This window comes from Brevundimonas sp. EAKA, from assembly GCF_000698025.1.
GTDB lineage: Bacteria > Pseudomonadota > Alphaproteobacteria > Caulobacterales > Caulobacteraceae > Brevundimonas > Brevundimonas mediterranea_A.
Genome location: NZ_JMQR01000002.1, coordinates 1 through 21,281, shown reverse-complemented (window position 1 = coordinate 21,281; position 21,281 = coordinate 1). Strand labels below are relative to the sequence as shown.

Genomic DNA, 21,281 nt, shown 5'->3' with positions numbered 1-21,281 from the left:
TCTCCCGCGAGCGGCGCCTTTTCCAGACATCGAGGATACCTCATGCGCCTGTCCCTGCGCCTCGCCGCGACCCTGTCCTGCAGCGTCCTGGCCTTCGCCGCCCTCCAGGCCGTCCCGGCGCAAGCCCAGACGGCTTCCCTGCCCGAACGCGTCATCGTCAATCTGACCGAGACGCCGTCGACCAGCTTGGCCTTCAACTGGCGCGCCGAAGCGGGTGCGGGCGACGGCTTCATCGAATATGCGATTCTGACGCCGGGGCCGGCCTACCCTGCCAAAGCCGTCCGCCTGCCGGCGCAGCGCACCTCCGCCGCCTTCACGACGCGGGACGAACAGAACGTCGCCGCCGACTATTACAGCGTGCGGCTGACCGGCCTGACCCCCGACACCCAATACGTCTATCGCGTGGGCAAGGAAGGCGCCTGGTCGCCCTGGCGCCAGGTCAAGACCGCCGCCGCCGAGGTTCGTCCCTTCACCTTCCTCTATATGGGCGACGTCCAGAACGACATCCGCTCCATGGGCGGCCTGGCCGTGCGCCGCGCCCTGCGCCAGACCCCGGACGCGGCCTTCATGCTGTTCGCCGGCGACCTGATCAACCGGGCCGACAACGACGCGGAATGGGGCGAATGGTTCGATATGGACGCCCACCGTCTGGCCGAGACCCCGTCGCTGATGACGCCGGGCAACCACGAATACATGAAGCCCCAGGGCTCGACCCCGCAAATGCTGGCGCCCCAGTGGCGGCTGCAATTCACCCTGCCCGAGAACGGCCCGTCCGACATGCTGACCGAGACCGTGTATCGGGTCGATTATCAGGGCGTTCGCATCATCTCGCTCGACGCCGACATGATCGACGAAGACCCCCAGGCCGCGCGGGATCAGGTGGCCTGGCTGGAGCGGCAACTGGCCGACAACCCGTCGCGCTGGACGGTCGTCTTCCTGCACTACCCCCTCTATTCCACCGCCCGGGGCCGCAGCGGCGAGGAACTGCGCGCCGTGCTGCAACCCCTGTTCGACCGCTATCACGTCGACTTGGTGCTGGCCGGCCATGACCACACCTATGGACGCGGCCGCCCCCACGATCAGGGCCCGGTCTATATGGTCTCCAACGTCGGGCCGAAGCAGTATCCGCTGGGCGACCTCAACTGGACGGAGCGCAAGGCCAGCGGCGTGCAGGTGTTCCAGCAGGTCGAGGTCTCTGCGGCCCGACTGACGATGCGGGCCTTCACCATGGACGGCGCGCCTTACGACGCCTTCCAGCTGGACAAGCCCGGCGCGGGTCCGGCGCGTCTGACCGATCTGAAGCCGGCGACGCCGGAGCTGATCCTGCGGCGCGAGGACCAGTAGTGATCGCGCGTACCGCGATCGTCGGGCTGCTCGCGGCATGGGCGGCGGGGCTGGCGGCGACGTCGGCCCTGGCCGATCCGGTCTGCGGGCAGACCGCCGTCATGTCGCGCCTTCAGGCCGAACTGGCGAAGCCGCGCGGCGCCCTGCTGATCGCCGCACACCGGGCCGGCCACCTCGACGCGCCCGAGAACTCGCTGGCCGCCATCGACGAAGCGGTGCGCGAGGGCGCCGACATCGTGGAGATCGACGTCAAGGTCTCCGCCGACGGCGTGCCCTTTCTGATGCACGATCAAACGGTGACTCGGACCACCGGCGGCGCCGGCGAGGCCGAGAGCCTGACCTACGCCCAACTGCGTCGCCTGCGGCTGGAAGACAGTTCCGAGCCGCCCCCGACCCTGGTCGAGGCGCTTCGCAAGACGTGCGGACGGGTGCTGGTTGATCTGGACCTCAAGACGGATCGCATCGGCCCCGTGGTCGCGGCGGTGCAGGGGCTGGGAATGACGGACCAGGTCGTCTTTTTCGACTCCGACAGGGCGGTGTTGCGGGCGGTGCGTGAGCTCGCGCCGCGCGCCCTGCTCATGCCGCGCGTCAGCCGTCCCGACGGCTTGGCCGCCGCCGTCGAGGGGCTGCCGGCGGTGACGATCATTCACGGCGACCCCGAGTCTCTGACCCCGCAGCTCCGCAACGGGGCGCGGGCCCTGCCGGCGCGGATCTGGGTCAACAGTCTGGGCGATGTCGATGAGGCCTTAGCGGTCCGGGCGCCCGACCTGTGTTCCCGGCTGGAGGGACTGCTGGTCCTGGACGCCAATGTGATTCAGACGGATCGGCCACGGGGCCTTCGGCGCGCCGTGAGCGACTGCGGGCTCGCGGCGCTGCCATGATCGAAGCCATGCAAAGGCGCGGGGGCCGAGCGGGCGGCGCCTTCAATCCCCGCCTGACCACGAAGACGCGCGATCTTTCCGGGGCGTGCAGCCTCTCCGTGACGGATCGCTTTGACTTCGCCCAGGATGAGCTTTTGCTGACGGTGTGCAACGCGGCCGGCGGCGATGTGGCGCATCTTCAGATCCTCGATGCGCATCAGCCGTCGGCGTCCATGGACGCCTTCAGCCTGTCGCCCGGCGATCAGGTCGAACTGATCCGGACGGCCGCCCCCTATGATCTGCGCCTGCTTGGACCCGACGGCTTCTGCAGGCGCTTCTCCGGCTGTCTGGCCGAAGACGGCCCTGTCGCGGCGCGCCTGAAAGAGCCGCGCCGAGGTCGGGGCCTGATCCTGGAGATCGTCCCGGCCGAGGACGCCTGGTTCTGCGTCAATGACGAGACGGGCCTGTGTCCCACGCGTCGCTACAGGCTGAGCGCTGGAGCGCCCTTGCGCCTGCGACTTCCGGTCCTGCCGGACGGCGCCTACGACCTGACCGTCTCGCGCCTCGGCGGCGCCTTCAGCCGAAGGTTCGCGGGCCGCCTGGCGTCGCAGGATCCGCTCAGAAGCTGCGGCTGATCGCCAGGGTCACCGTCGGCCCGGTGCGGATGTACTCCCGCAAATCCTCCGGCCCCGAGCCGAAGGTGTACCAATAGGTATGGCTGTTCAGCAGGTTGCGGATCTGAATCGACGCCAAGCCGTCGCCGCCCAACCGTCGTCGAAGGCTGATGTCCACAAAACTGTAGGCCTGTTCGTAGGGGTCGTTGGCGAAACTATCCATACCTTCGAGGAAGCCGCCCTGGCGGCTCCAGCCGGCCGCCGCCTCCCATCCGCCGCCCTGCCAGAACAGTTCGACGGACGCCAGGGTCTCGGGCGTCTCCGTAAAGGGAAGCCGATCGCCGACGCGCCAGACGATGTTGGCGTCGGCGCGGCTGACCTGCCAGGTCAGATTGGCCGTGACGCCCAGCCCATCCAGCGGGGCGGGCGCCCAGTCCAGGCCGTGGCGTATCGCCAGTTCGACCCCGCTGATCCGCGCCCGCCGACCGTTGGCGTAGGCCCGCACGGGCGTCCCGTTCTCATCCCCGCGGTCAATCAGTCCGCCGTCGCGGATCGAACTGGTTGAGGCCCTATAGAGAAAATTATGAATGTCCTTGTGGAACAGGGCCGCCGACCAGGCTGTCGATCGGCCATAGTGTTCGAGCGACAGATCATAGCCGATGGCTTCCATAGGCTTCAGGTCCGGATTGCCTTGGCGGATTTCCTGAAGGATCCAGTCCGCCTCGGGATTGACCTCGCCGTCGCGGTCGGGATCCTGATCGTAGACATACTGCCGCGCCGACGTCATTCGGGCGATGTCCGGTCGGGCGAAACTGGTCCAGATCGCCGCCCGCAACACCTTGTCGCCCTCCAGGGCGCGCCGCAGATGCAGCGAGGGCAAAACATTGGTGAAACTGTTTCGACGTTGATCCCGTCCGTCGCCACGGAGCGCATCCAGAATGGGAAAACTCACCTTTGATCGGGTGTGCTCGACCCGCACGCCGCCCGTGATCTCCGTTCCGGCCCATCGGGCTGCGGCCATGACATAGCCGGCCGCCGCCTGTTCCTTCAGCCGGAACCTCTCGGCGTCGGCCTGGGGCTCGAACGCGGGGTCTACGGTGAAGTAGGCGCTATCGCCGCGATAGGCCCGTTCGATCTCGGCCGACATCCGTCGGCTGTCCAAGACCACGCCCAGCCGGTGGTCCCCGACATAGCGGCCGTCGAACAGGTCCGTGACCGGCGCGCCGAACAGCCCTTCCAGATCGGCCAGGGTCTCCGGACCGATCAGATCAGGGCGGGTGCCTCCCGCGCTGCGGCGGTTCGAGTGCATATAGCGCCCTCCGGCCTGGACCGACTCCAGCCAGCCGCCGGTCGGCGTATAGGTCAGACCGAACTGGGCCTGGGCCAGGGTCTCGGACGTCTGTTCCCACTCCTCGCCCAGATGTCTGAAATCATAGGCGGCCGGATCCTGAACCGCCGCCATGCCGGCGGGATTGAGCCCCCACAGGCGAAAGCGCGGATCGTCGGTCTCGATCACCCGGACGCCGCGATTGCCCAGCCATTCGACGGCGTCGGTCCTGAATTCCAGGAGCGCGCCCTCGTCCAGATCATCCTGAGAGCGCGACAGCGAGACATCATAGTCGATCCGCCACGGCCCGTCCCACCGCCGTCCGCCCAGGGTGATGGACGACAACAGGCCGGATTCCCGCGTCGCTTCCCAGAACCGTCTCAGTCGGAAGCCCATTGGATCCCACACGCCCGATGCGCCAGCCAGACTATAGACGGAGCGGACGTCGCGGTCGGCGTCGGTGATCCGCCCATCCCCGTCCACATCCTTCATGTCCGCAGTCGAGTAGCCGTAGATGCGCCCCAAATCCGGATCCGAACCGACCACCATCGCGTCCGGCTGCGCCAGACCGGTTCGACCGCTGTCCACCTGGACCAGCCGCTCGGTTCCCGCCAGGCCGTCGTTCCGGAAATTCAGACGGTTCCGGTACTCCTCGCCCTCGTAGCGGTTGTACTGAAGCCGCAGGTGAAGCTCCTGCTGCCCGCCTCGCCAATCCAGGCTCCCGTTCACCCCAAGGCGGCGCACCTGGGTCTCGCCGACGGCCAGTTCCATGCCCCTCATGATGAAACGGTCGAAATCCCAGCCGGTCGAATAGAAGGTGTCGAACCAGACGGGCGGCAGGTCGTCGCTCTCGCCGCCGACCATCTCGAATTGCGAGCGGGCGTCGCTCCAGTTGGCGGCGACGAAGAGGCCCAGCTGATCCGAGAGACGGCGCGAGACGGCCAAGGCCAACTTGCCCGACTTCGGTCGATCGAACCGGGTCAGCCAGCCGTTTTCCGCCGACAGCCGCACATAGTCGTGGTCGGCGTCGAAGGCCGTCGGGGTTTGAATGTCGATCAGGCCGCCCAGGGCGTCTCCGTCCAGATCGGGCGTCAGGGTCTTTCGCACGATCAGGTTCTGGATTCCTTCGGGCGGCAGATAGCTGAGGCGGACGCCACGATAGAATTTGTCCGCCCGCGACCCGGCGCCGCCCAGGCGCACGCCATTGATCCGATAGGCGTTCCATTCGGTCGACATGCCGCGGATCGTCAGGCGATCGCCTTCGCCGGTCTGGTGGTTTCTGACGGCGTTGACGCCGGGCAGACGCGCAAGGCTTTCCGCCAGATTGTTGGTGGGCAGCAGGCCCTGGTCGTCGACGCTGACCACATCGCTGACGCCGTCATAGGCCCGTTTAATCTCCAGAGCCTCCTGGAGGGCCCCTTTGCGGCCCAGGACCACCACCTCCTCGAGCTGGGTCACGGTCGTCGGCGCCGGCGCAGCCTGCGCCCGCTCGATGATCAGGGTCTCGCCGACGATGCGGCCCTGCAGGTCCGGATGGGGGGCCAGCAGCCGGGTCAGGGCGTTCCAGGCGGTGGTTCGGCCTTGCCACTGCGCTGTGCGACGTCCGTTCATCAGATCGGCGTCGGCCAGAACGGCCATGCCCGATTGCCGGGAAAGATCACGCAGGGCCTGGGCAAGAGGGCCGCTGGAAATCCGAAACCTGTGCGGGGTCTGGTCGGCGGCGGCGGCGAACGGGGCCGGGGCCGGGGCATGGGCTTGAGCCGCGGCGCCGCCCGCCGCAAGCCACAGGCTCGTCACCGCTGCTGCGCTCCAAAACCTTGCGCGGCCCGTTCCCATCCTGGGTTCACCGATCGATCAGCAGACGGCCGGAGGCGTCCCTGCGAAGCGTCAGATCCTGCATGTCCGCGACCACGGTCAGGACGTCCTGCGGTCGAGAAGCGGCGAACCGACCGCTGATCCGGCGTCGGCTCAGGGCGGGATCGCCGAACTCGGCCTCCAGGCCGGGCGATCGGCGTTTCAATTCGATCAGCAGATCGGCCAGGCTCATATTGTCCGCGTCGATCCATCCCTCGGTCCAGTCCGGCGTCCTGACCTCCGGGTCCAGGCGTTCGATCGCCCCGGCTCGGGCGGTCGCGCCGTCGCTCAGCAATCGACCGCCTGCGTTCAGCACCTGGCCGCGCTCGGGGTGGTTCAAAGGCACCACCTCGACCCGGCCTTCCAGGACCGTCACCTCCACCGCGCCGCCGCTGCGTTCATCGACGTTGAAGCGCGTGCCCAGGGCCGTGATTCGATGTGTGGCCGTGATGACCGAGAAGGGGCGTCTGGCGTCCTTGGCCACCGAGAAGAAGCCTTCCCCGCTCAGCCAGACGTCCCGCCGTTCCGGGCCGAAGGCCGTGCGGACCCGGCTGTCGCCGTTCAGCTGGACCGAAGAGCCGTCGTCCAGCGCCGCTTGAAGGCTGCGTCCCGCCGTTCCCTCCAGCCTCTGTTCGACCAGGGCGGGCTGGGACGGCCATATCAGCACGGCGAGCGTCACGGAGGCCGCGGCCAGCATGCCGCCGGCCCAGAGGGATGGCGAGAGTGGAAGGGGCCGAACCCGCCAGGCGCGCCGACGCCGGCCCGCTTCAGCCGCCAGTGTTGCGCTGGCGGCCGCCAGGGCCGGATCGGCGAGCAACCGCTCCTGGGCCTCCAGCAGTCGGGCGCGCTCCGGCGCTGCGGTCAGCCAGGCGCGCAGCGCCTCGTCCGCCGCCTCGTCCATTTCGCCGTGACGCCGACGGTCGGCCCAAAGGGCGGCCTGTTCTTCGGAGATGCGCGCAGAATTCTTCATCGCACACGCTCCATGTCCACCGCCTTGCGCACTTCGAAGGCGGCGCGACTGAAGTGTTTTTGGGCTGCTTCGACCGAGATGTTCAGCCGCGCGGCGATCTCTGGATAGCTGAGATCGGCGGACTGGCGCAAAACAAAGACTTCTCGCCTGAGCCGGGGCATGCGCTGAAGCGCGCGGGTGAAAAGGTCCGCTCTCTGCTTCATGTCGAGAACTTCGAATGGGGAGGGCGCGTCCGAGGCCGCCGCGTCGTCGATCGGTTCGTTCACATCCGGGGCGCCGGGGCGCCTCTGATCGCTGAGCAGATTGAGCGCGACCCGAAAGGCGTAGGCCACCGGATCTTTCAGCGGCGTGGCCCGGGATCGGGCCAGGACGCGGGCGTAAGCCTCCTGGCTGATGTCGTCGGCGTCGGCGTCGTTGTGGACCCGGCTGCGGACAAAGGCGCGCAGACGCACGGCGTTCTTCGCCAGCAATCGCCCCGCACTCAGATCCTGAACAGACATCCTACCCCCGCGGGCGCACCCGTTGGGCCGCGCTTTTACGGCTCAACGATGACGGTGCGAAAACAGTCCGACGAATAATCGAGCGGCGGAACGACCTGGAGCATTGCCTAAGCTTAACTTGATAGGGGCGCGCCGCAGACGGCATGTGAATACCGTCATGGGGCTGACGCGGGCTTTGTTGCTCACCTTCGCCATTTTCCCAGGCCCATGGCGACACAGGATCGCCTTCTGCAGTTGTGCTGCCGGCGCCTGACCGGCGAAGAGTCCACCCGCCCATTTTGGAGAAGTGTTTCGTGAGCTCTGAAATCAAGACGCTTGTTGCAGGCTTTATCGCGCTCGGTTTGACGGTGGGCGCGGCCCCTACCATGGCAGCAGGTCGCCCTGACCTGCGATCCCAGGTCGTTGCAGCGGACGCCCGTCTCTTCGAGTTGTTCATGGAGCGGTGCGACCCCGCCGCCCTCCGCGCCATGGTGACCGACGACTTCGAATTCTTTGATGACCGCGGCGGCCTGGTCGCGACAGACGGTGACGCTTTCGTCGCCCAGTACGCCACGCGCTGTAAGGGTCGAGATGCTCCGGACGCGTGGCGGTCGCGCCGGGAAGCCTTGGACGAAACCGTCGCCGTCTTCCCGATAGAGCAGTATGGCGCCGTCGAAACCGGCGAGCATGTCTTCTATGAACGTCAGGGCGACGGCGAAGAGAGCCGTGTCGGCCGAGCTCGATTTGCTCAAATGTGGAAGCTCGAAGGCGGTTCTTGGAAACTGGCCCGCGTCTTCAGTTACGATCACGGACCTTTGCCCTAGGCAACGACGCGGCTATCTCATTTGGCGTTCGGTCGCCAACCTGGCGACCTGACGGGGCCGATGTCGCGCAGATAATATTCGCCGCCGAGTTTCATCGCCGGCTTCAGACGCTGATACTGCAGCCCGTCATACGGTAGGGCGCTGGAGATGTCGTAGAGCGGCGCCAGCCGCACCTGGCCCTCCTCCGCAATGAGAAACGCGTAGTTCTTGGCGTGGACGTCCGTGCCGCCGATTGGCCGACAGCGCGACGGACACGGCCCTCGCCCCGATGCCGCCGATTTTCACGAGCCCCTGCACGCGTCGATCTAGAGCGCGATACGATCACGCCTGCCCCGGCTCGCAACGGCTTTTGAGACGCTCTGAGCCTGGCTCACTTATGGATCGCCCTGCTTGCGCCGCATCGGGCTGCTCTGGCGCCGAAGCCGTTCTCAAGGGATCGCGGCAGTCCGTATTCCCAATGCGAGGCAAGCGACAGCGCGCCCTTCACGCAGCCGGACACGCCTTGGCGACATAGTCCGCATGAGACGGCATCAGGGCGACGCACTTGCCTATGACGGTCTCCACATCCGCCAGGTACCGCTCAATGTCCGGTTCCGGCGTCACATCGACGAGCGGGTCATAGCCGACCGGGATGATCCCCTGCCCCAGCAGCACCTGTATCCAGCTTTCCTCGGCGAACAGTTCGTCGTCTTCGCGGAATATCCGGCCGTTGGCGCGGAACAGGTCGATCTTCCGCTCCAACGTCACAGGGACATCCATGTCGCGGCAATAGCGCCAGAACGGCGTGTCGTCGCGTTCCGTAGCCTTGTAGTGCAGGATGATGAAGTCGCGGATCCGCTCGTATTCGAAATCGGTCTGACGATTGAACTCGGCGATGGTCGCCGGATCGAAACCGGCGTCCGGCATCAGGCGCACCAGCCGGATCAGCACGGATTGGATCAGGTGCAGGCTGGTCGATTCTAACGGCTCGAGAAAACCGGAGGCCAGGCCCGCCGCCACGCAGTTGCGGTTCCAGATCTGACGACGCTTGCCGGCGACGAAACGGATTCGATTTGGTTCCGCCATCTGGGCGCCGTCCAGGTTCGACAGCAGGATTTGTTCGGCCTCTCCGTCGTCCATATGGCGGCTGGAATAGACGTGCCCGTTGCCCGTGCGGTGCTGCAGCGGAATACGCCACTGCCAGCCGGCCGGGCGGGCGGTCGAGCGGGTATAGGGCGTAAAGGGCTCGGTCCGCGCGCAGGGCACGGCCATCGCCCGGTCGCACGGCAGCCAGTGCGACCAGTCCTCGTACCCGGTCTTCATCGCCTGCTCGATGATCAGACCGCGGAACCCCGAACAGTCGATGAACAGGTCGGCCGATACGACCGCTCCATCCTCAAGCGTGACAGAGTCCACAAACCCGTCCTCGGGCCTGAGTTGGACCGAGACGACCTTGCCTTCGCGACGGCGCACGCCCGCCGCCTCGGACATCCCGCGCAGATATTTGGCGTAGAGGCCGGCGTCGAAATGGAAGGCGTGGGCGATATGGCCCAGCGGCGAGCCCGGTCGTTTCGGGTCGGCGCGCATGAAGCGGTTTTGCAGGGCCGCCGCCGTATTGATCGAATAGGCGGCGAGGTCGGACACCTTCCCCTCAGCCCGCATCTTCAGCCAGTACTGATGGCAGCGCAGCCATTTCAGATCCCGGCCGATCACGCCGAAGCCATGGATATAGCTTGATCCGACCCGGTCCCAGTCGACGAACTGGATGCCCAGTTTGAAGCTGGCCTGAGTGCGGCGCATGAAGTCGTTCTCGTCCAGGCCGATCAGTTCGTTGAACGTCTTGATCGCCGGGATCGTCGCCTCGCCCACCCCGATCGTGCCGATGGCCTCGGACTCGATCAGGGTGATGTCATAAAGCCCCTTGAACAGTTTGGAGAACAGGGCGGCGGCCATCCAGCCGGCGGAACCGCCGCCGACGATCAGGATTGTCTTCAGTTGCCGCACATCCGCCCCCAAAACGCTGTCAGTCGACAGCGTCGCAGACGCCGGGGGTGGTCGGCAAGGGCAGTTCACCCGTCGTCGCGGGCCGGGCGTAGCTGAGTCCGAAGCCCCGCGCGAACTGCACCACGTCGCCCGCATGTTCGCCGGTGCTGCAGGCCGAACCGGGCCAGGCGAAGGACAGCCGCCCGGCGAAGTCGTAACGACCGCCCGAGAGCACATCGGCCAGCCCCGCGCCCTCGGTGCCGGGCAGGAAGGCCGCGACGAAGGCGTCCGACAGATTGATCAGGTCGTTGGCGTAGGCCGGCCGGCCCGAATACAGCACCGAGACCACCGGCACCCCCTTGCCCGAGACCGCGTACAGCAGCGCCAGGTCGTTGGGGCGACGATGGCTGTACTGGATCGGGGCGGGGAAGCGGACATCCCCGTGATATTCGGCATAGGGCGTCTCGCCCAGCACGACCACGACCTTGGCGAACCGGGTCACGTCCACGCCGACGGCGTCTCTGGAATAGACGATGTTGTCCGCGCCGAACTGCGCTGTGAGAGCCTGCAACAGGGTGGCGCCGGTGGCGAAGTCGCCGTTGACGTTCTCGGTACCCTGCCAAGTCAGAGACCAGCCGCCGGTCTGGTTGGACAGGCTGTCGGCGCTGTCGCCCACGACCAGGATCTTCTCGCCCTGGACCAGCGGCAGGGCGCGGTCGTTGTTCTTCAGCAGGACGACCGACTTGCGCACCGCCTCGCGCGCCAGATCGGTCGCGGCCACGGCCGAGGCCTGCCCGTTGTAGCGGCTTTCCGACGGTGCACGGTCGAACAGGCCAGAGCGCATCTTGACCCGCAGGATCCGCGTCACGGCGTCGTCGATGCGGGACATCGGGATGCGCCCGGCTTCGACGTCGGCGATGGTATTGCCGATGAAGGCCTTCCAGTCCTCGGGGACCATGATCATGTCGATGCCGGCGTTGATCGCCTGGGCGCATTCGGCCTTGGTGCAGCCGGGGACCTGCTCGATCCCGTTCCAATCGGACACGACCAGACCGTCGAAGCCCAGTCGGTCCTTCAGCACGTCGGTCAGCATCTCGCGGCTGCCGTGCATCTTGCCGTAGTCATGACCGGCGGCGACGTCGTTCCAGCTACTGTAGGAGGCCATGACGGTCTGCACGCCGGCCTCGATGGTCGAATAATAGCCGGCGCCGTGGCGATTGATCATCTCGCTGAGGCTCGCACGGGCCTCGCCCTGGTCCTGGCCGTTGAAGGTGCCGCCGTCGCCCATATAGTGTTTTGCCGTGGCGACCACGTCGCCGTCGCCGGTCAGATTCCCTTGCAGCCCGCGCACCAGGGCCTCGCCGTATTCGGCGACCAGCTGAGGATCGCTGGAATAGCTCTCATAGGTGCGGCCCCAGCGGCGGTTCTCGCCCACTGCCAGGGTCGGGGCGAAGACCCAGGTGATGCCGGTGGCCCGCACCTGACGCGCGGTGGCCCGGCCGATCCGCTCAATCAGTTCGGGATCATGGGCGGCGCCCAACCCGATGTTGTGCGGGAAGAGCGTCGCGCCGGAGACGTTGTTGTGCCCGTGGACCGCGTCGGTGCCCCAGATCAGCGGAATCTTCACCGTCATGTCTGCGGCGAGAGCGGCGTCATGATAGCGGTCCGACAGGGCGGCCCAGTCGGCCACGGTCGCATGCTTGTTCATGGCGGGCCAGGCGCCGCCGCCGTTCAGGACCGAGCCGATATAATACTGTGTCACCTCTTCGGGCGTAATGTAGCGGACGTCCGGCTGGGTCATCTGACCCACCTTCTGCGCCAGGGTCATGCCGGCGACGATGCGGGAGATCCGGGCCTCCATGGCGGCGTCGGGCGCGTGGGCCGCAGTCAGGGCCGGCCACTCCGTCCGCTCCTGCTGAGCGGCGGCGCTCATCGGGGCCAGGGCGCATCCGGCCAGCAGCAGCAGCAGCGGGAGAAGCTTGGTCTTGCGGAAGGTCATGGCCGTCTCTCGGTTACAGGTATCGATCAAAAAAAGAGGGCGAGACGGCATGGCCGCCTCGCCCCGGAGGCTAAGGGCTTGGAGAGTGACGCCCTAGAATCGGTAGTTGACGCCGAACAGGAACTGCCGGCCGTACTCTTCATAGGTTTCGGGCAGCGAACCGCCGTCCGCCGTGGTCGTGCCGCCGCTGTCCAGTCCCAGGCGGGTCCGGTAAGGCGAGTTGGTCAGATTGTTGACCTGGAACAGCACGCCGAGGCCTTCCAGCGGGCCTTGTTCGAAGGTGTAGCCGATCTGGGCGTCGATCTGTTCGTCGTCCAGGATTTCGGTGTAGCCGCGCGTGGCGAACAACTGCACGACCTCGCCCTTGAAGGCCTCGCGGAACCGCTTGCTGATCCGCGCCTGGAAGCCGCCGCGCTCGTAGTAGCCGGTGATGTTGTAGACCATGCCCGACAGGCCCGGAATCCGGACCTCCCTTCCCTCCGCATCAGGATTCAAATCCGACTCCGTGAAGGAGATGCTGCCCAGCATTCCCAGACCGTCCAGCGGTTCCCAGACGGTGCCGAAGTTCAGCGCGCCGCTGACTTCCAGCCCCTGCACCGTGCCGCCGTCGCCGTTTGCGGGAAGACTGATCTGGCCAATAGGGCTGATAATCAGACCTTCATCGAGAAGAGCCTGTCCGCCCTTGGGCAAGGGAATTCCGGTGAAGTCGAACGTGCCGTTCTGCACGTAGATGTAGGTTTCCAGGTCCTTGTAAAAGCCTGCGATCGACAGATACGTGGTGGAATCCACATACCACTCGTAGGCCAGATCGAAGGCGTTCGCGCGCCATGGCTCCAACTCCGGATTGCCGCCTGAGGCTGACCAAGGGTTGACCGTCGATCCCTGCGGACAAGCTTGGGTCGAACAGACCAGCGCGTTGAAGCCCGGCGTCACATTGGCCCGCATCTCGTCCATGCGCGGCCGCGCCATGGTGCGCGAGGCGGCGAAGCGAAGACGGTGGCCGCCGCCCAGGTCGTAGATCAGGTTCAGGCTGGGCAGGATGTCCAGATAGTCGGCGCCCTTGGTGACCGAGATCGGATCAATGGGCGCGCCCGGCTCGGTGCCGTTGATGACGACGCCGGTCGATTCCTGGTTCTGAACGACGGCCTGCATGCCCACGTTGCCGCGCCAGCGACCGCCCTCGAAGTCCAGTTTGACGAAGGCCGTGGTGACCTGTTCCTCGATGTCCCAGTTCTTGTCGAAATAGTTGGCGTCGAGGATCGGGGCGCGGTCGTAATAGACGTCGAGCGCCCGGCTCATGTCCACGGCGAGCACGTCGCCGAAGCCTGCCCAGGCCAGCGAAACGGGCGCCTCCAAATATTGGGCGTCGACATAGACCTGCTGGCGGCCGTTCTTCAGGAACAGATCATAGTCGTCGACGCGCTTGGACTTCTCGCGCTTGGCGTAATTCACGCCGGCGGTGAAGGTGTTGAAGAAGCCGTCCATGTCGCGCTGGATCTTCAGATCCGCCGAGCTGATGGTTTCCTCGACGTCCGGGAACCGAATGGCGCCGTCATGGCCCCAGCCGTTCCACGGCGCGCGATCGCCCAGCGTCACCTGAGAGGCGTCCGCATAGTTCAGGCCCTCGGAATAGGTCGGATAGCCGTCGTCGTTCACGGTGAAGTCGATGACGTCCAGGGTCCGGCCGATGTTCGGAGTTCCCGGCGTGACCCCGCCCGTCCCCCGTCCATATCCGGCGTAGGTCTCCAGAATGGTCTCGCGGCGACGGTTGTTCGAATAGGACAGGTCCGCAACGATCCGCGTCCGGTCGTTGATCTCGTATTCGGTGTTCAAACCGATCGAGAAGATCTCGTCTTCGCGGGTGTTGTGGTCGTTTCGGATGATCGGCGTGGCGTTGTGGATCGTACCGCTCCGCCCGATCAGAGAACCGCCCCGGTCTTCGGTCACAACGTCGGTGAAATAGGCGTCGTCAGCCCAGGCGTTGGAGAACCACTGGGCGCCCCGCGTCGTCTCTTCCTGCTCGAACTTGGAGTAGTAGACGTCCAGGGTAGAGTGAAGCTGGTCGGTCGGACGCCATTCCAGGATGCCGATGACGGCGTCCCGCTGGTTCAGACGCGAGGTCGCGAATATCTCCTGGCCGTTCAGCAGCAGAGCAGCATCGGCGCTGTCGGGCTGCACCGACTCCTCGCGTTCGGTTCCGTCCTCGCGAACGCAAACCGTTTGCGGTGCGATGGGCTCGCAGACTCCCCCGAAAGCCTCGTAGCCATAGGCCTTGTAATGCTTGTTCTGCGACGGCGAATCCAGATGCGCATAACCCAGGGCCAGCCCCAGCGTGCCGTCGGCCAGTTGATCAATATAGCTGATCGAGAAGCGACCGCCGTAGTTGCGGACGTCGTCGTTCAGCTTGTCGCCTTCGGTCATCTCTCCGCGCAGGTTCACGGCGAGGGCGCGCTGGCCGAACGCCAGCGGCCGCACGGTCTGCAGGTCGGCCGTGCCCGACAGACCCATGCCCGACACCTCGGCGTCCGGCGTCTTGTAGATCACCACGCCCGACAGCAGCTCGGACGGATACTGGTCGAACTCCACCGCGCGATTGTCGCCCGAGCTGGCCTGCTGGCGACCGTTCAGCAAGGTGGTGGTGAAGTCCGGCGCCAGGCCGCGGATCGAGATGACCTGAGCCCGGCCGTTGACACGCTGCGCCGCCAGCCCCGGCAGACGGGCGATGGATTCGGCGATCGAGACGTCCGGCAGCTTGCCGATGTCCTCCGCGGAGACCGCCTCGACGATGGAGGTCTCCCGGCGTTTGGTGGCGATGGAGTCCGCCAGGCCGCGCCGCAGCCCGGTGACGACGATCTCCCCGACCTCCGTCGCGCCGTCTTCGGTCTGCGACGCCGTCTGGGCGACGGCGACCGCCGGCAGCGCCATGGCCAGCGCCAGGGCCGAGGCCGTCAGATGAAGCGCGCTCGCGCGCGGACGAATTGAATGAAACCCAGCAAATGCGCTGCGCATGTGATCTCCCCTCACGTTTCCCTTGGCGCGGGCCCTTTGAGCCCGGCGTCCATCTCTTTGGCGCCGTATTGGAAGCGCTTCCAACACCATACCGCCTTATTCGTCTTTGGCAATACGAGCTTTAGCGGGGTCCGCTCCACACGTAGGTTGCAGCGCTTGCTGGCGGGAGAGCGACCACAGCCCGCAGCCGGTCTTCGCCGATTTGGAACCGGGCCTCGACGTCAGACGCGTTGAGGACCACCAGCACCCGTCGGCCGTCGGGATTGACGAAACCGACCGCCTCAAGCCCCTCCGGTTTGGAAACGGCGACGCGACGCGCGCCCTGACGCACAAACCGGCTGGCGTGCCCGAAGGCGTAGTATTCCTGGTTCCTCTGAACCGCGCCCGTGCGGCTGTCGATCGTGACCACGCCGCGGCAATCGCTGCATCCGCCGGCGTGGGGGCCATGGTTCTCGTCCAGGGCGATGTTCCACATCAGCACGCCGCGCGCATGGTTCTCGACCGAACCGATGATCAGGGACTTCATCGTCCAGACGAAACTGTCCTTGAAGCCGGACGCCCAGTCGCCCCCCGAGCACTCGGTGAAGAAGACGTCCTTGTCAGGATAGGCGTCGAACACCCGGGACTGGGCCGCCACGTCGCCCGCGTAGCAGTGCCAGGCCACCCCGGAGACATAGGGCCGCGCCACAGGGTCGTTCAGCACGCCCAGGGGCTGCTCCGGCTTGTCCCAGTTATGATCCCAGTCGAGGATCTTCGTCTCAAGACCCGCCCGCTCCAACCGGGGCCCCAGGTCGCGTCCGATGAACCGCGCCCGTCCCTCGGCGCCCCAGCGCATGCCAGGATAGGAGTCAGGCTCGAAGTCCGGCTCGTTCTGGATGCTGATATAGTCGGTCGGCACGCCCGCGTCGGCCGCAGCCGAGATGTAGCGCGTCAGATAGTCGGCGTAGGTGGAATAGTATTCAGGCTTCAGTTCGCCCTGGATCATCGAGCCCGTGGTCTTCATCCAGCCCGGCGCGCTCCAGGGCGTGGCCATGACCTTGAGCTCGGGATTGATCGCCAGCGCCTGGCGCACCGTCGGAAAGACCTCGGCCGCCATGGGCACCGTCGAGAAGCCGGCCAGCGATGGATCCTCGGCGTCCGCCAGACTGTAATGGCTCAGCGAGAAGTCCGACGCCCCGATCGTCACCCGCGTGAAATCGAAGCCGAGTCCGCCGTTCTCACGACCGAACAGATCACGCAGCAAGGCGTCGCGCTGGGACGGCGTCATTCGAGTCTGGATCAGATGAGCGGTCGCATCCGTCACGGCGGCCCCGAAGCCGACCACGGTTTGCAGCGGCGCGTCGGGGTCGAGGAGAATCGTCGGCGCCCCGGAGCCGGCGACCTCTGCTTTCATCACCAGCCGCTCCGGCGTGAGCAGCCGCGACCGATCGCCCGACGTCACCCAGCCGCCGTCCGGCGCCGATGCGCATCCGGCCGCCGCCAGCGTGGCCAAAGCCATGGCGCAGGCGCTCGCCCACAGCCGATCCCGTCGTTTCATGCCACCCTCCCTACAGGCGTCTCGCACGCGCCCTTTAATTGGAAGCGCTTCCATAATGACGCCGCAGACCGGGGCGTCAAGCGATGACCGTCTTAAGCCTCCCAGGCGCCGGCGGATTCCCGCACGACGACCGAATGGGGCAAGGTGCGGAAGGCCCAATCCCCGCCCCCTCCGGTGATCCGCTCCGACAGCAGTCGAACGGCCTCCCGGCCCATGGCCTTCAGCGGCTGATGCACGGTCGTCAGGGGCGGCCAGACGATGGCCGAGACCGGCGTGTCGTCGAAGCCGGAGATCGACACATCGCCCGGCACCTGGAGGCCGCGCGCATGGGCGACCGACAGCGCGCCCGCCGCCATGTCGTCGTTGGCGCAGATCAGCGCCGTGGGACGTGGTGAAAGCGCCAGCATTCGCGCGGCGATCAAACTTCCAGACCGGAAGGTGAAATCCCCGCGTTCCACCGTGAGAGCGTCGTCCGGCAGCCCCATCTCCCGCATCGCCCGCCTCACGCCGTCCAGTCGACTTTCGGCCGACAGGTGCCCGGCGATGCCGCCGAGATAGGCGAGATGGCGATGGCCAAGCTCCAACAGATACCGCGCGATGTCGCGCCCGCCGGCCTCGTCGTCGATGCCGACGGCGTCGACCAGCCCCAGCCCGCCGCCACCCGGCGAGATGGCGGCCAAGTGTACGCCTCTCGCCCTCAATTGCTGGATCAGGTCGGCGTTGTCCGAGAACGGCGGCGTCAGGATCACCCCTTGGCATCTCTGGTTGAGCGCGATGTCGATCACCTGCTGGATCGCTGCGGGATCGTCCTGCGGCACATGGCGCGTAAACAGCTGAAAGCCCGAATGCAGGCATTGCCGCACCGCCCCCAGTTCCAGCGCCGAGGCGTAGAAGGAGTTGGGCTCCGCATCCAGATCCGATGCGAGAACCAGCGCCAGCATGCGGCTGCCGCCGCCCGCCAGGGACCGCGCCTGCGGATTGACGCGATAGTCGAGCGTCTGCACCGCCTCCAGCACCTTGCGCCGCACCGGCTCCCGGACGTTCGGCCCGCCGTTGAGCACCCGCGATACGGTCGTCCGCCCCACGCCCGACAGACGCGCCACATCGTCGATCGTGGGTTTTCTGGCCGACAGGCCCTGATCCGGTCTCCACATGATCTCTGGATGACCCATGGCGCCGGCGACTGCAAGCAGCCGCAAGCGCTTCCTATCCGCAACACCCAATCCACGCTTCTTTTGGAGGGGCGGGGATCCGCTGAACCCAAATTCGCCCAAACTTGTTTTTGGTGCGGATCTGGGCGCTCTCACTCCGCTGTCTACAGAGCCTAGTATTTCACAGGCTGCAACGCGTGGCGGACAGAGAGGGATTCGAACCCTCGGTAGGCTTTCACCTACACACGCTTTCCAAGCGTGCGCGATCGACCACTCCGCCACCTGTCCGTTTCACGCCACGTCTTGCGCGCCGCCGGAGGTCGATCCGGCGGGAGGCGGGCCTGATAGAACACACTCGCCCCCTCGGCAAGCGCCTCTGACATCCCCATATAGGCGTCGAAGTCATTTTTCGTCCGAGGAGCCCCGATGTTGTTCAAGAAAAGCGCGGAACTGCCCACCGCAGAGACCGCCCTGCCCGGCCGCGCAGAGCCCCTGGCGACCGACGAGGTCCATTATGTCAGCGGCCATCCACTGAAGGGCCCCTATCCGGACGGGTTCCAGACGGCGATCTTCGGCATGGGCTGTTTCTGGGGCGTGGAGCGGATCTTCTGGAGCCTGCCGGGCGTCTGGGTGACCTCGGCCGGCTATTCCGGCGGGATCACGCCCAATCCGACCTATGAGGAGACCTGCACCGGCCGCACCGGCCATGCCGAGGTGGTCAAGGTGGTGTTCGACCCCAAGGTGATCACCTACGCCGAACTGCTGAAGGCCTTCTGGGAGAACCATGATCCGACCCAGGGCATGCGCCAGGGCAATGACGTGGGCACCACCTACCGCTCGGCCATCTACACCCTGAATGGCGAACAACAGGCCGAAGCCGAGGCGTCGCGCGACGCCTATCAGGCGGCCCTGACGGCGGCGGGGCGTGGGACCATCACCACCGAGATCGAACCGGCGGGCGAGTATTTCTACGCCGAGGCCTATCATCAGGGCTATCTGGCCAAGAACCCCGCCGGCTATTGCGGCATCGGCGGCACCGGCGTGGTCTGCCCCATCGGGGTCGGCGTCGAGGCCTGATCCCCCGATATCGGGCGAAATGTCCTGTGGCCGCCGGCTAGGCGTCGGCGGCCGACAGGCGTAGGGAACGGCGAAAAGGTCCAGGGAGCCCCTCATGTCCGACTTCGTCCACCCCGATGAGATTCGCAGCCGTTTCTCGGCCGCCCTGTCCGCCATGTACCGGGCCGAGGTGCCCCAGTACGGCGAGCTTCTGGCCCTGGTGGCCGAGGTCAACGCCGGGGTTCTGAAGGCCGATCCGGCGGCGGCGGACCGTCTGGCGGCCTCGGGCGAACTGGCGCGGCTGTCCGAAGAACGTCACGGCGCCATCCGCGTCGGCACGGCCGATGAACTGGCCACCATCGCCCGCGCCTTCGCCGTCATGGGCATGGCGCCGGTCAGCTACTACAATCTGGCGCCCGCCGGGGTGCCGGTCCATTCGACGGCCTTCCGCCCGGTCGATCCGGCGGCCCTGGCGCGCAATCCCTTCCGGGTCTTCTGCTCCCTGCTGCGGCTGGAGTTGATCGAGGACGAGGCCCTGAGGGCGGAAGCCGCCGCCGCCCTGGCCCGGCGCGACATCTTCACCCCCGGCGCCCGCGCCCTGATCGAAACGGCCGAGATCGCCGGCGGCCTGGACGAGGCTCAGGCCGACCGGTTCGTCTCCGAGTTGCTGGAGACCTTCCGCTGGCACGCCCAGGCGACGGTCAGCGCACCAACCTATGAGCGGCTGGTCGCCGCCCACCGGCTGATCGCCGACGTGGTCAGCTTCAAGGGACCGCACATCAACCACCTGACCCCGCGCACGCTCGACATCGACGCCGCCCAGGCCGCCATGCCCGAACGCGGCATCACGCCCAAGGAGACGATCGAGGGTCCGCCCGACCGCGCCTGCGCCATCCTGTTGCGCCAGACCAGTTTCAAGGCCCTGCAGGAGGCCATCGCCTTCCCCGACGCGGATGGGACGACCCAGGGCGTCCATACCGCCCGGTTCGGCGAGATCGAACAGCGCGGCTGCGCCCTGACCCCTGTCGGCCGGGCCCTGTACGATGCGGCCCTGGCGAACAAGGACTTCTCGGCCCTGCCCGACGACTGGGCCGCCCTGCGCCGGGACGGCCTGGCCTGGTTCCGCTATCGCGCGACGCCCCAGGGCCTGGCGGCCTGCGCCGAGACCGCCGATCTGGAGGCCCTGATCGCCCTGGGACACGTCGTCGCGGAGCCGATCACCTACGAGGACTTCCTGCCCGTCAGCGCGGCCGGCATCTTCCAGTCCAACCTCGGAGCCGAGGTGCGCGAAGCCTATGCCGTCGACCCGGCCAAGGCCGATTTCGAAAAGGCCCTGGGCCGTTCGGTGCTGGATGAGATGGCGCTCTATCAGGCGGAGCAGGAGGCTTCGATCGCCGCGACGCTGAAGGCCCTGGGGCTGACCGAGACCATGGCCTGACCACGGCCTCGACGATCAGCCGTATTGCCTGAACCGATCCGCCGGATCATAGACGCGGCCGTGCCCCCCTCCGCTCCCTCGTCCACGCGCCGCTATGATCTGGACTGGATCCGGGTGGGGGCGTTCGGCCTGCTGATCCTGTATCATGTCGGCCTGGTCTACGGGGTCTACGGCTGGCACGTGCACAGCGTCCACACCTTCGAGTGGATGCGCGAAGCCATTCTCATCACCAATCCCTGGCGGCTGACCCTGCTGTTCCTGGTGTCCGGAGCGGCGCTGCGGTTCATGACCTTCCGGCGCAGTCCGCGCGAGGTGGCGCGCGCCCGGTTCGCGCGACTGGTCCCGCCCCTGCTGTTCGGCGCCGTGATCCTGGTGCCGATCCAGTCGTGGATCGAGGCGATGGACAAGGCCGGCTGGCCCAGCGGCCTGGCGGGTTTCGCCGCCTGGATGGTGCATGAGTTCAGTTGGAGCGGCCTGGCCGACGGGGTTCCGGTCAACCACCTGTGGTTCATCGTCTATATCGCCGCCTACAGCGTCGTCACCGTGCTGCTGTGGCGTCGGCCGGGCCTGATCGACCAGATGGGCGCGTGGCTGGAGAAGGCGCTGGCGGGACCGCGGGTGCTGATCCTGCCGATCCTCTACCTCATCGCCATCCGCATCCTGCTGTTCCCCTGGTTCGGGGTGACGAACATCCTGCACTGGGACTGGTACAATCACGCCCTGTCGCTGGGGGCCTTCGTCTTCGGCTTCTGCATCGTCGGGCGCGAGACGATCTGGCGCGACATGGAGCGGTATCGCTGGGTCGCCCTGGGTCTGGCCGCGGTCGCCCTGCCGGTCATGATGGCCCAGGTCTGGCA

The 21,281-nt window shown here is 66.7% G+C and carries 16 protein-coding genes and 1 tRNA gene; 7 read left to right on the top strand and 10 right to left on the bottom strand.

Annotation, left to right across the window (positions count from 1 at the left end; genetic code table 11):
• Positions 1-42: 42 nt before the first annotated feature.
• Genes ER13_RS00710 through ER13_RS00700 form a run of 3 tightly spaced genes read left to right on the top strand, consistent with a single transcriptional unit; the run spans position 43 to position 2,839 of the window.
• Positions 43-1,344, top strand: coding sequence for a metallophosphoesterase family protein (locus tag ER13_RS00710; protein ID WP_052004646.1), 1,302 nt, complete (start codon positions 43-45; stop codon positions 1,342-1,344).
• Entirely contained in the window at positions 1,344-2,225 is an 882-nt protein-coding gene (locus tag ER13_RS00705) for a glycerophosphodiester phosphodiesterase family protein (RefSeq protein WP_052004644.1), read from the top strand. The genes ER13_RS00710 and ER13_RS00705 overlap by 1 nt, the downstream gene beginning before the upstream one ends.
• Complete coding sequence (locus tag ER13_RS00700) at positions 2,222-2,839, top strand: phospholipase domain-containing protein (protein ID WP_035305330.1); 618 nt, start codon at positions 2,222-2,224, stop codon at positions 2,837-2,839. Before ER13_RS00705 ends, ER13_RS00700 begins: the two co-directional genes overlap by 4 nt.
• Here ER13_RS00700 and ER13_RS00695 read toward each other — a convergent pair.
• From ER13_RS00695 to ER13_RS00685, 3 genes are read right to left on the bottom strand one after another with little or no spacing between them, the layout of a single operon-like run.
• Positions 2,823-5,942: a TonB-dependent receptor gene (locus ER13_RS00695; RefSeq protein WP_052004642.1), complete on the bottom strand. Its 3,120-nt coding sequence runs from the start codon at positions 5,940-5,942 to the stop codon at positions 2,823-2,825. The genes ER13_RS00700 and ER13_RS00695 overlap by 17 nt on opposite strands.
• Positions 5,943-5,988: 46 nt before the next feature.
• Positions 5,989-6,969 carry a FecR family protein gene (locus ER13_RS00690; RefSeq protein WP_035305327.1) on the bottom strand — a complete coding sequence of 327 codons (981 nt, stop codon included), beginning with the start codon at positions 6,967-6,969 and terminating at the stop codon, positions 5,989-5,991.
• Positions 6,966-7,439 (bottom strand): sigma-70 family RNA polymerase sigma factor, encoded by a 474-nt coding sequence (locus tag ER13_RS00685; RefSeq protein ID WP_052004640.1) that lies wholly within the window; start codon positions 7,437-7,439, stop codon positions 6,966-6,968. Before ER13_RS00685 ends, ER13_RS00690 begins: the two co-directional genes overlap by 4 nt.
• Positions 7,440-7,762: 323 nt before the next feature.
• Between ER13_RS00685 and ER13_RS00680 the strand changes: the two genes are divergently transcribed.
• Entirely contained in the window at positions 7,763-8,272 is a 510-nt protein-coding gene (locus tag ER13_RS00680) for a nuclear transport factor 2 family protein (RefSeq protein ID WP_197019686.1), read from the top strand.
• 17 nt (positions 8,273-8,289) lie between these two features.
• Here ER13_RS00680 and ER13_RS17790 read toward each other — a convergent pair whose 3' ends face one another.
• The 7 genes from ER13_RS17790 to ER13_RS00650 form a co-directional block, all read right to left on the bottom strand.
• Positions 8,290-8,505 carry a HipA domain-containing protein gene (locus ER13_RS17790; protein WP_081836057.1) on the bottom strand — a complete coding sequence of 72 codons (216 nt, stop codon included), beginning with the start codon at positions 8,503-8,505 and terminating at the stop codon, positions 8,290-8,292.
• 250 nt (positions 8,506-8,755) lie between these two features.
• A complete protein-coding gene (locus ER13_RS00675; RefSeq protein ID WP_035305407.1) occupies positions 8,756-10,255 on the bottom strand; it encodes a tryptophan halogenase family protein in 1,500 nt (499 codons plus the stop codon).
• Positions 10,256-10,274: 19 nt separating this feature from the next.
• Entirely contained in the window at positions 10,275-12,233 is a 1,959-nt protein-coding gene (locus ER13_RS00670) for a glycoside hydrolase family 3 protein (protein WP_008261605.1), read from the bottom strand.
• Positions 12,234-12,326: 93 nt separating this feature from the next.
• The gene (locus ER13_RS00665; protein ID WP_035305325.1) at positions 12,327-15,242 is read right to left on the bottom strand and encodes a TonB-dependent receptor; all 2,916 of its coding nucleotides are present in this window, start codon (positions 15,240-15,242) and stop codon (positions 12,327-12,329) included.
• A gap of 121 nt (positions 15,243-15,363) precedes the next feature.
• Entirely contained in the window at positions 15,364-16,779 is a 1,416-nt protein-coding gene (locus ER13_RS00660) for a glycoside hydrolase family 30 beta sandwich domain-containing protein (RefSeq protein ID WP_052004638.1), read from the bottom strand.
• A 92-nt stretch (positions 16,780-16,871) separates the two neighbouring features.
• Positions 16,872-17,978: a LacI family DNA-binding transcriptional regulator gene (locus ER13_RS00655; RefSeq protein ID WP_368664380.1), complete on the bottom strand. Its 1,107-nt coding sequence runs from the start codon at positions 17,976-17,978 to the stop codon at positions 16,872-16,874.
• Positions 17,979-18,128: 150 nt separating this feature from the next.
• Positions 18,129-18,218, bottom strand: a tRNA-Ser gene (locus ER13_RS00650).
• A 138-nt stretch (positions 18,219-18,356) separates the two neighbouring features.
• Here ER13_RS00650 and msrA point away from each other — a divergent pair.
• The 3 genes from msrA to ER13_RS00635 form a co-directional block, all read left to right on the top strand.
• Positions 18,357-19,007, top strand: a complete 651-nt coding sequence (gene msrA / locus ER13_RS00645) for a peptide-methionine (S)-S-oxide reductase MsrA (protein WP_035305323.1) — start codon at positions 18,357-18,359, stop codon at positions 19,005-19,007.
• A 94-nt stretch (positions 19,008-19,101) separates the two neighbouring features.
• Complete coding sequence (locus tag ER13_RS00640) at positions 19,102-20,424, top strand: VOC family protein (protein WP_035305321.1); 1,323 nt, start codon at positions 19,102-19,104, stop codon at positions 20,422-20,424.
• A 60-nt stretch (positions 20,425-20,484) separates the two neighbouring features.
• Positions 20,485-21,281, top strand: a 797-nt coding sequence (locus tag ER13_RS00635; protein WP_231492421.1) for an acyltransferase family protein, incomplete at its 3' end; no start/stop codon positions are given.

What these genes read in the sequence shown, in the direction of transcription:
- ER13_RS00710 (WP_052004646.1), top strand. Translation starts at nt 43, where the DNA reads ATGCGCCTGTCCCTGCGCCTCGCCGCGACCCTGTCCTGCAGCGTCCTG.
- ER13_RS00700 (WP_035305330.1), top strand. Translation starts at nt 2,222, where the DNA reads ATGATCGAAGCCATGCAAAGGCGCGGGGGCCGAGCGGGCGGCGCCTTC.
- ER13_RS00690 (WP_035305327.1), bottom strand. Translation starts at nt 6,969, where the DNA reads ATGAAGAATTCTGCGCGCATCTCCGAAGAACAGGCCGCCCTTTGGGCC.
- ER13_RS00670 (WP_008261605.1), bottom strand. Translation starts at nt 12,233, where the DNA reads ATGACCTTCCGCAAGACCAAGCTTCTCCCGCTGCTGCTGCTGCTGGCC.
- ER13_RS00665 (WP_035305325.1), bottom strand. Translation starts at nt 15,242, where the DNA reads ATGCGCAGCGCATTTGCTGGGTTTCATTCAATTCGTCCGCGCGCGAGC.
- ER13_RS00660 (WP_052004638.1), bottom strand. Translation starts at nt 16,779, where the DNA reads ATGAAACGACGGGATCGGCTGTGGGCGAGCGCCTGCGCCATGGCTTTG.
- msrA (WP_035305323.1), top strand. Translation starts at nt 18,357, where the DNA reads ATGTTGTTCAAGAAAAGCGCGGAACTGCCCACCGCAGAGACCGCCCTG.
- ER13_RS00640 (WP_035305321.1), top strand. Translation starts at nt 19,102, where the DNA reads ATGTCCGACTTCGTCCACCCCGATGAGATTCGCAGCCGTTTCTCGGCC.